The organism is Enterovibrio norvegicus DSM 15893, from assembly GCF_900115495.1.
Taxonomy (GTDB): domain Bacteria; phylum Pseudomonadota; class Gammaproteobacteria; order Enterobacterales; family Vibrionaceae; genus Enterovibrio; species Enterovibrio norvegicus.
Genome location: NZ_FOWR01000078.1, coordinates 1 through 7586 on the forward strand (window position 1 = coordinate 1; position 7586 = coordinate 7586).

Annotated in this window: 7 protein-coding genes and 4 tRNA genes; 7 read left to right on the forward strand and 4 right to left on the reverse strand. The window is 46.1% G+C overall.

Translation table 11 applies throughout. The features are described from left to right. Positions 1-329 precede the first annotated feature (329 nt). The 3 genes from BM082_RS24165 to BM082_RS24175 all read right to left on the reverse strand — a co-directional run bounded on the left by BM082_RS24165 (position 330) and on the right by BM082_RS24175 (position 2824). Positions 330-950, reverse strand: coding sequence for a nicotinamidase (locus tag BM082_RS24165; RefSeq protein ID WP_017014309.1), 621 nt, complete (start codon positions 948-950; stop codon positions 330-332). A gap of 11 nt (positions 951-961) precedes the next feature. Beyond that, the gene (pssA, locus tag BM082_RS24170) at positions 962-2311 is read right to left on the reverse strand and encodes a CDP-diacylglycerol--serine O-phosphatidyltransferase (RefSeq protein WP_017014308.1); all 1350 of its coding nucleotides are present in this window, start codon (positions 2309-2311) and stop codon (positions 962-964) included. A 117-nt stretch (positions 2312-2428) separates the two neighbouring features. Next, positions 2429-2824 carry a GNAT family N-acetyltransferase gene (locus BM082_RS24175; protein ID WP_017014307.1) on the reverse strand — a complete coding sequence of 132 codons (396 nt, stop codon included), beginning with the start codon at positions 2822-2824 and terminating at the stop codon, positions 2429-2431. Between the two features lie 114 nt (positions 2825-2938). On the opposite strand from BM082_RS24175, the gene murB reads away from it, so the two are divergent. Further along, positions 2939-3985: a UDP-N-acetylmuramate dehydrogenase gene (murB, locus tag BM082_RS24180; protein ID WP_017012531.1), complete on the forward strand. Its 1047-nt coding sequence runs from the start codon at positions 2939-2941 to the stop codon at positions 3983-3985. Beyond that, positions 3973-4938, forward strand: a complete 966-nt coding sequence (birA, locus tag BM082_RS24185) for a bifunctional biotin--[acetyl-CoA-carboxylase] ligase/biotin operon repressor BirA (protein WP_074928940.1) — start codon at positions 3973-3975, stop codon at positions 4936-4938. The genes murB and birA overlap by 13 nt, the downstream gene beginning before the upstream one ends. A gap of 32 nt (positions 4939-4970) precedes the next feature. On the opposite strand, the gene coaA is transcribed toward birA, so the two are convergent. After that, a complete protein-coding gene (gene coaA, locus BM082_RS24190; protein ID WP_026024780.1) occupies positions 4971-5906 on the reverse strand; it encodes a type I pantothenate kinase in 936 nt (311 codons plus the stop codon). Between the two features lie 210 nt (positions 5907-6116). Between coaA and BM082_RS24195 the strand changes: the two genes are divergently transcribed. The 5 genes from BM082_RS24195 to tuf form a co-directional block, all read left to right on the forward strand. Continuing rightward, positions 6117-6192 (forward strand) — tRNA-Thr (locus BM082_RS24195). A 22-nt stretch (positions 6193-6214) separates the two neighbouring features. Continuing rightward, positions 6215-6299: transfer RNA gene (locus BM082_RS24200), tRNA-Tyr, on the forward strand. A 39-nt stretch (positions 6300-6338) separates the two neighbouring features. Beyond that, positions 6339-6413 (forward strand) — tRNA-Gly (locus BM082_RS24205). Between the two features lie 10 nt (positions 6414-6423). Further along, positions 6424-6499, forward strand: a tRNA-Thr gene (locus BM082_RS24210). Between the two features lie 107 nt (positions 6500-6606). After that, positions 6607-7586, forward strand: a 980-nt coding sequence (gene tuf / locus BM082_RS24215; protein ID WP_074928942.1) for an elongation factor Tu, incomplete at its 3' end; no start/stop codon positions are given.

A 7586-nucleotide genomic window follows, 5' to 3' on the forward strand; every position in this document is an offset into this window, starting at 1 on the left:
TTCCCCATGTGAGAGTAGGACATCGCCAGGCTTCCAATTCGTTTTCATCTTTTTATGAAAAAGATGAAGGCAAAAAGAACGAAAAAGCCCTGACCTGACGGTCAGGGCTTTTTTACGTCTGCAGGAAATAGAGCAGAAAAGGCAGGAAGAGCAGATAAAGAAGATAGGGAAGAGCAGGTCCTGGGACCTAGGAAAAAGCGAAGAAAAAACTAGCACATATATCTTGATCTGAACGAGCCCAAAGACACACGGGATCGCACTCTCGTTTCCCAGATACAAAAAAGCACCGCTTAACGCAGTGCTTTTAGAATCACGAGACTATTTAGATACTACACAGGGAATTCATCTAAAGAATGGATGACATGGATGCCAACCTCTGACATGTCACGACAAGCTGCTATCGTCGTTTCTTCTGCGATGCCCCGACATGCTTCTAGGTTAACCCAAACATCAAAGTGTCCGTGTTGCTTGAGTTGAAGAGCCGTTGTTTTTACGCAGTAATCTGTTGCTAGGCCACCGACCAAGATTGTCGTTACACCTTTAACAGCAAGCCACTCTATTAAGCCCGTACTTAGCTTCTCTTGTATATCGTGGAAACAGGCGCCGTAAGGATGAAGGTCTGGCTCTACACCCTTCCAGATGACGTGATCGTATTCAGTAACAGCCGGAAGGTTTGGTATGATTTCAAATCCTTCAGTTCCAGGCACAGCGTGAGATACCCAAGTGAGATCGGCATTGGGGTGATCTAAAGGCGCAAGCATTTTCTCTGGCTTGTCGACAACCCATACCGCATTTGCAGGATGAGCATCTTTTGTTAGCACACGAAGCACTGCCTTTTCAGCTTGCTTGTTTAATGCAGGCCCAATTTTATCGCCTTCAACGACAGGAAGCTCACTAGGACAAAGTGGCGTAAATGTTTTTTGAGGGTCGACATCAATTGACGCAATCACACCTTTTCTCCTTAAAGGATCTGATTCAGTAAATGGTCAGCTCGAACACGACGGATGCGCTTTAGGAGCTTTCTCACTTGAGGCGGGTAGTGCTCAAGCTTTTCAATTTGTTTGTAGCTGCCAATAAGCTGAGTGTGCGCTAGGATCGTATCGATCTCACTTTGCATTTGCTCTTCAAGAAGGCGATTGCGGTCATGAACCAGAATCGCATTCTCCAAGTCTAGCTTCCAAGCGCGAGGGTTTAGGTTGTTGCCCGTGAGGAGCATATATGACCTATCGACCCAAATACCTTTTAGGTGAAAGCTATTATCATCGTGTTTCCAAAGGTTGATGCGAAGTTGACGCTTAGCGATGGCTGCCTCATTTTTCCGAGCGAAATTGCGAAGGTTAATTTCATAAAGATAAGGTAAACCTGAGATCGTTTTGAAAGGCTCGCTTGGCGGAATATAGAAGTCATTTGCTGTTTTGTCGCCAATGATGATCGTGACAACAACACCGCGGCTCAATGCTCGACGAATTTCACGCATGACGCTTCGTGGTGGATTGAAGTATGGGGTGCAAATGATGAGCTCTTCGTGAGCACTGGCGATCAACGTACAAATTTGCGTGTTTAGATAATTTTTACGCTTACCTAAACCTACCATTGGCGTTAGGCCAACTTGCTCCTCGTTGATGTGTTGAGAAATAAAACTATAGCTTGCTGATTGTAAACGTGCGCGAAGATCTCGGATCGCAGACTTCAATACTTTCGTCTCAGGACGATTTGGCTGTGCAAGGCAATTTACCGCATCACTTGCAACGAGTGTGTTGCCGATGAAGTTCGCCATGCAGTCCGCAAGCGCTTTGTTCTTTATGACATGGTAGCGGTCATAGCGATAGCGATCGTGCTGGGCAAGGTAAACATCGTTTAAGCTTGCTCCGCTGTAGATAACGTTATCGTCAATGACGAACCCTTTAAGGTGAAGTACACCAAAGACTTCTCTGTTTCTAACAGGCACACCGAGAACGTCAATTTTATGGGTGTAGTTTTCCGCATAGTGGCGATAAAGCGCGGCATTGCCATCTGATTTATCAGCACCGATTAGCCCGCGTTGAGCGCGATGCCAATCAACCAATACTTTAATGTCGAGTACAGGGTTCTTTTGCTTGGCTTCATACAGCGCATCAAGAATGCTGCGTCCCGCCTCATCATCTTGAAGGTAAAGCGCAACGAGGTAGATACGATGTTTGGCTTGTGCGATTTCGTGCAGCAAGCGCTCTCTAAACGAAGCAGCGTCCAGCAGTGTTTCTAACTGGTCAGGACGATGCGCAATTCTTGGAAGCTGATCGATCAACTGCTTGTTTGCAGTAGCTGAATCCATTGTTGCCTCATTCAGTTCGACGACATGTCGGGATAACGAAAATCAAACCTTGTATTGTACCAGATATTGCGCGATTTCAAGCCATCGTGATGTGTCTGCTCTCTCGATTTAGCATTGTTATGAAGAAAGATGCTTCATTGGAATAAGATCTTTACCACTATTGCAATAACTCGCATAGCGCCCACGCAGTTGCTCTGGAAGTGCATTGGCCTCAATCACTTTAAACCCTTGGGCTTCGTATAGCGGTGTTAGGTAGCTAAATGCCAAGCAATAACACTGCATTGCTTCGATTTGTTCTTTGCAAGAGACGAGTAATGCGTCTCCGAGTTTTTTTCTTCTGAGCTCTGGAGTAACCAGCATACCCGTGAGTAATTGGAATGTTTCAAACTGCTTGAACCTAACGGCACCGCATATCCCTTTAGGACTCTCTACCGTCCAAATGATCTCATCTTTTTTGGGTTTTCCCGATGGGTAGTAGGCTTTATAAAAGCGCGCTACAAGAGGAAATCGCATAGGGTTTAAAAGAGAGTATGTGTAATCAGTCACGGCTATCAAATCACTGTGAATTCAGGGTGGATGGGGTAGTATACACGGCTAAGACCTTATGAAAACGAAACCGATAAGCGAATGAAAGCACACTGCAATACATCACTAAAACCCTTTCATACTTTTGGCTTGGATGTGCATGCGAAAGAAATTATCGCTGCTCAAAGCACTGAGGATTTCTTAGCGATCTGGCGCGACGATGCGTATAAGATGCTTCCAAAGTTGATTGTCGGAGAAGGAAGTAATCTGCTTTTTTGCCAAGACTTTGAAGGTTTAGTGGTACTCAATCGCCTGAAAGGTATTTCGGTTTCAGAAACAGACACGCATTGGCACTTACATGTTGCGGGTGGTGAGAATTGGCATGAACTGGTTCGTTGGACTGTTGAACAAAACATGCCTGGGCTCGAAAATCTTGCACTCATCCCCGGGCTTGTCGGCTCTGCGCCAATCCAAAATATCGGTGCTTATGGTGTTGAATTGAATGATCGATGTGAGTATGTCGATGTCTTGCATTTGGACACGGGTAACATTCAGAGATTGTCTGCACACGAGTGTGCCTTCGGTTATCGTGATTCAATATTTAAACAATCGCTAAAACATGGTTATGTGATTGTGGCTGTTGGACTTCAACTAGCAAAAGCATGGGAACCGGTTCTTGGTTACGGTGCTTTGTCTGAGCTTGCCATGCAAAAAGTGGTCTGCGCTCAAGCTATATTTAACAAAGTCTGCGAGATTCGTCGTGCAAAACTTCCTGACCCTTATGTATTGGGCAATGCCGGAAGCTTTTTTAAAAACCCAGTTGTTGTTGCTTCATTGGGTAACAAGATAAAAGAAGAATATCCAGACATGCCCGCGTATCCAGCAGGTGACAATCAAGTGAAGCTTGCGGCGGGTTGGTTAATAGAAAAAGCCGGTCTTAAAGGACACAAGCTCGGCGGTGCAGCGGTTCATGATAAGCAAGCGCTTGTTCTGATAAATGCAGGAAATGCGTCAGCTCAAGATGTTGTTCAACTGGCCAAGCATGTAGTTGAGACGGTCTATCAGTCTTTTGGTGTCGAACTCGAGCATGAAGTGCGCTTTATCGGGGCGACGGAAGAAACCTCTCTGGAGGCAATATGCCTGCGTTAGATAACTCTCCACGACTCGCACTCATCAAAATACTGTCAGATGGTCAGTTTCATTCTGGTGAGGTGTTGGGCCAAGAACTTGGCATGAGTCGAGCTGCAATCAGTAAACACATCAAAGTACTCCAACAGTGGGGAGTGGATGTGTTTCGGGTTCAAGGGAAAGGGTACTGTCTACCTGCACCTCTGGATCTTCTTGATGAAGCCTCATTGCAATCGAAATTGAATGTTCCAACGTTCTCCCTTGTTCCCGTTATTGACTCAACCAATCAGTATTTACTCGATCGTGTAGGGCAATTAACATCAGGAACAAGTTGTTTGGCTGAGTATCAACAAGCAGGGAGGGGGCGACGTGGACGCGTGTGGTTCTCACCTTATGGTGCAAACTTATACCTTTCTATGTACTGGCGTTTGGATGCAGGCATGGCCGCTGCGATGGGACTGAGCTTAGTGGTTGGCGTATCTATGGCTGAAACGTTGAACAAGCTTGGTGCTGAGGGTGTAAAAGTAAAATGGCCTAATGACCTTTATTGGCAAGATAAAAAGCTGGCAGGCATTTTGGTTGAAATGACGGGTCAAGCGGGTGACGCTGCTCATTTGGTCATTGGAATGGGGTTGAATGTCGCGATGCCCGAAACAGACTCTGTAGACCAGCAGTGGGCAAACCTAAAAGACACGTCATCTGCGCTACCAGATAAAAATACGCTTGCAGCTGCACTGATCAATGGCGTGATTGACGCGCTCAAAGAGTACGAAGTCTCTGGCATGAATGGTTTTGTAGAACGCTGGGATAAGTTCGATAATTTCAAAGGCCGAGCGGTGAAGTTGATCCTTGGCGAACGTGAAGTCAAAGGTATTGCGAGAGGAATTAACGAGCAAGGCGCATTGATGCTTGAAACCGAAGCGGGAATTACGCCTTACCTTGGTGGTGAGATCAGCCTTCGTGCTGATGTGTAGTTAACGCAAACACAATGCCAGTGATGTCGCGATTACTTTCTGACCATCACTGTCTGTATTGCATGGTTGTTGCTCTTTTGGAGTATCAACCCTGCTCGCTCTCGAGTCGGCAAGATATTCTCAACTAAATTCTTACCATTGATTTCTTCCCATATCCCCGATGCCGTCTCACGTGCTTCGTCGTGTGACAACTTCGTGTAATGGTGGAAGTAGGAAGATGGGTCTTTAAATGCACCTTCTCTAAACGCCATGAAGCGTTCGATATACCAATTCTTCAACAGTGAATTGTCGGCATCGACATAAATTGAAAAGTCGAGAAAGTCTGAAATAAAGACGCGGTGTGGATCGTGAGGGTAGTCCATGCCAGATTGAAGGACGTTGAGGCCTTCTACGATAAGGATGTCGGGCTGTTCGACAACTTTAATTTGCTCTGTGATGTCATAAACCAGATGCGAATAGACCGGTGCCGCAACACAAGACTTGCCTGATTTTACATCGGCAACAAACTGAACGAGTTTGCGGATATCATAAGATTCTGGAAAGCCCTTCTTCTTCATCAAATTCCGTTCTCTTAGAACATCATTAGGGTGAAGAAAACCATCTGTGGTAACGAGTGCAACTTTCGGATGTTCAGGCCAGCGTTCAAGTAAGGCCTTGAGCAAGCGTGCCGTTGTACTCTTGCCCACCGCCACACTGCCTGCAATACCGATAATATAAGGAACGGCATTGTCTTTTTGACCGAGGAAGTGTTCAAGGACTTGAGTGCGCCCTTTCCTTGCTTTGACATACAGATTCAAAAGACGTGAGAGAGGTAAATAGATGTCTCGCACCTCATTCATCGTCAAATGCTCATTTATTCCGCGGAGCTTTTCGAGATCAGCCTCGTCCAGTGTCATCGGCACGGAATCTCTGAGTTCTGACCATTGCTGGCGATTAAATGACAAAAAAGGCGTTAACAAGTCGCTCATGATACCAATGAATCTGTTTTAACTAAGGAAAGCGACAATACATTATCCCCACGAATTGTTAAAGCGTGATGGGTGCCTAGCATGCGTTCATACTGCTAAAAATGCACATGAATTGGTGAAAAAATGCCCCACAAGAACTGAATTGAAGGAATTTTTTAAAATAGCGGTTGCAACGTCAAAAATCATTGCATAGAATGCGCAGCACTTGTCGCCGGCTTAGCTCAGTTGGTAGAGCAACTGACTTGTAATCAGTAGGTCGCCAGTTCGATTCCGGCAGCCGGCACCATTAAGACAATACAAAACAATTTGGTGGGATTCCCGAGTGGCCAAAGGGATCAGACTGTAAATCTGACGGCTCAGCCTTCGAAGGTTCGAATCCTTCTCCCACCACCATATTTCAAATAGTTTGAATAGCTCTACGAGAAACTGAAAGCGGGCATCGTATAATGGCTATTACCTCAGCCTTCCAAGCTGATGATGCGGGTTCGATTCCCGCTGCCCGCTCCAATTCTAAAGTGCTGATATAGCTCAGTTGGTAGAGTGCACCCTTGGTAAGGGTGAGGTCCCCAGTTCGAATCTGGGTATCAGCACCATCTTTCTCTTACAAGTTACTCAAGCCGTTTGATTTATTCTCAACAAAATCCAATTGTTGGTTGTGTGGTCGTCGTACCACCAAAATACCGTGCTTAGAGGGACTGTCATGTCTAAAGAAAAATTTGAACGTACGAAACCGCACGTTAACGTTGGTACTATCGGCCACGTTGACCACGGTAAAACCACTCTAACTGCAGCAATCTGTACTGTACTTTCTAAAGTATACGGCGGTTCTGCACGTGACTTCGCATCTATCGATAACGCTCCTGAAGAGCGCGAGCGCGGCATCACCATTTCTACGTCACACGTAGAATACGATACTCCTTCTCGTCACTACGCACACGTAGACTGCCCAGGACACGCCGATTATGTTAAAAACATGATCACCGGTGCTGCGCAAATGGACGGTGGTATCCTAGTTGTTGCGGCAACTGATGGTCCTATGCCACAAACTCGTGAGCACATCCTTCTAGGTCGCCAAGTTGGTATTCCTTACATCCTTGTTTTCATGAACAAGTGTGACATGGTTGACGACGAAGAGCTGCTAGAGTTGGTTGAGATGGAAGTTCGTGAACTTCTTTCTGAGTACGACTTCCCAGGCGACGATTGCCCAGTAATTCAAGGTTCTGCACTAGGTGCATTGAACGGTGAAGAGCAGTGGGAAGCGAAAATCGTTGAGCTAGCTGAAGCACTGGATTCTTACATCCCAGAGCCAGAGCGTGCTATCGATAAGCCATTCATCCTGCCAATCGAAGACGTATTCTCAATCCAAGGCCGTGGTACTGTTGTAACGGGTCGTGTTGAGCAAGGTATCGTACGCGTAGGTGACGAAGTTGCTATCGTTGGTATCGTAGACACCATCACCACTACTTGTACTGGTGTTGAGATGTTCCGTAAACTTCTTGACGAAGGCCGTGCTGGTGAGAACGTTGGTGTTCTTCTACGTGGTACTAAGCGTGATGAAGTTCAACGTGGTCAAGTACTTGCTAAGCCAGGTTCAATCACTCCACACACTACTTTCACGTCAGAAATCTACGTTCTGTCGAAAGATGAAGGCGGCCGTCATACTCCGTTCTTCAAAGGCTA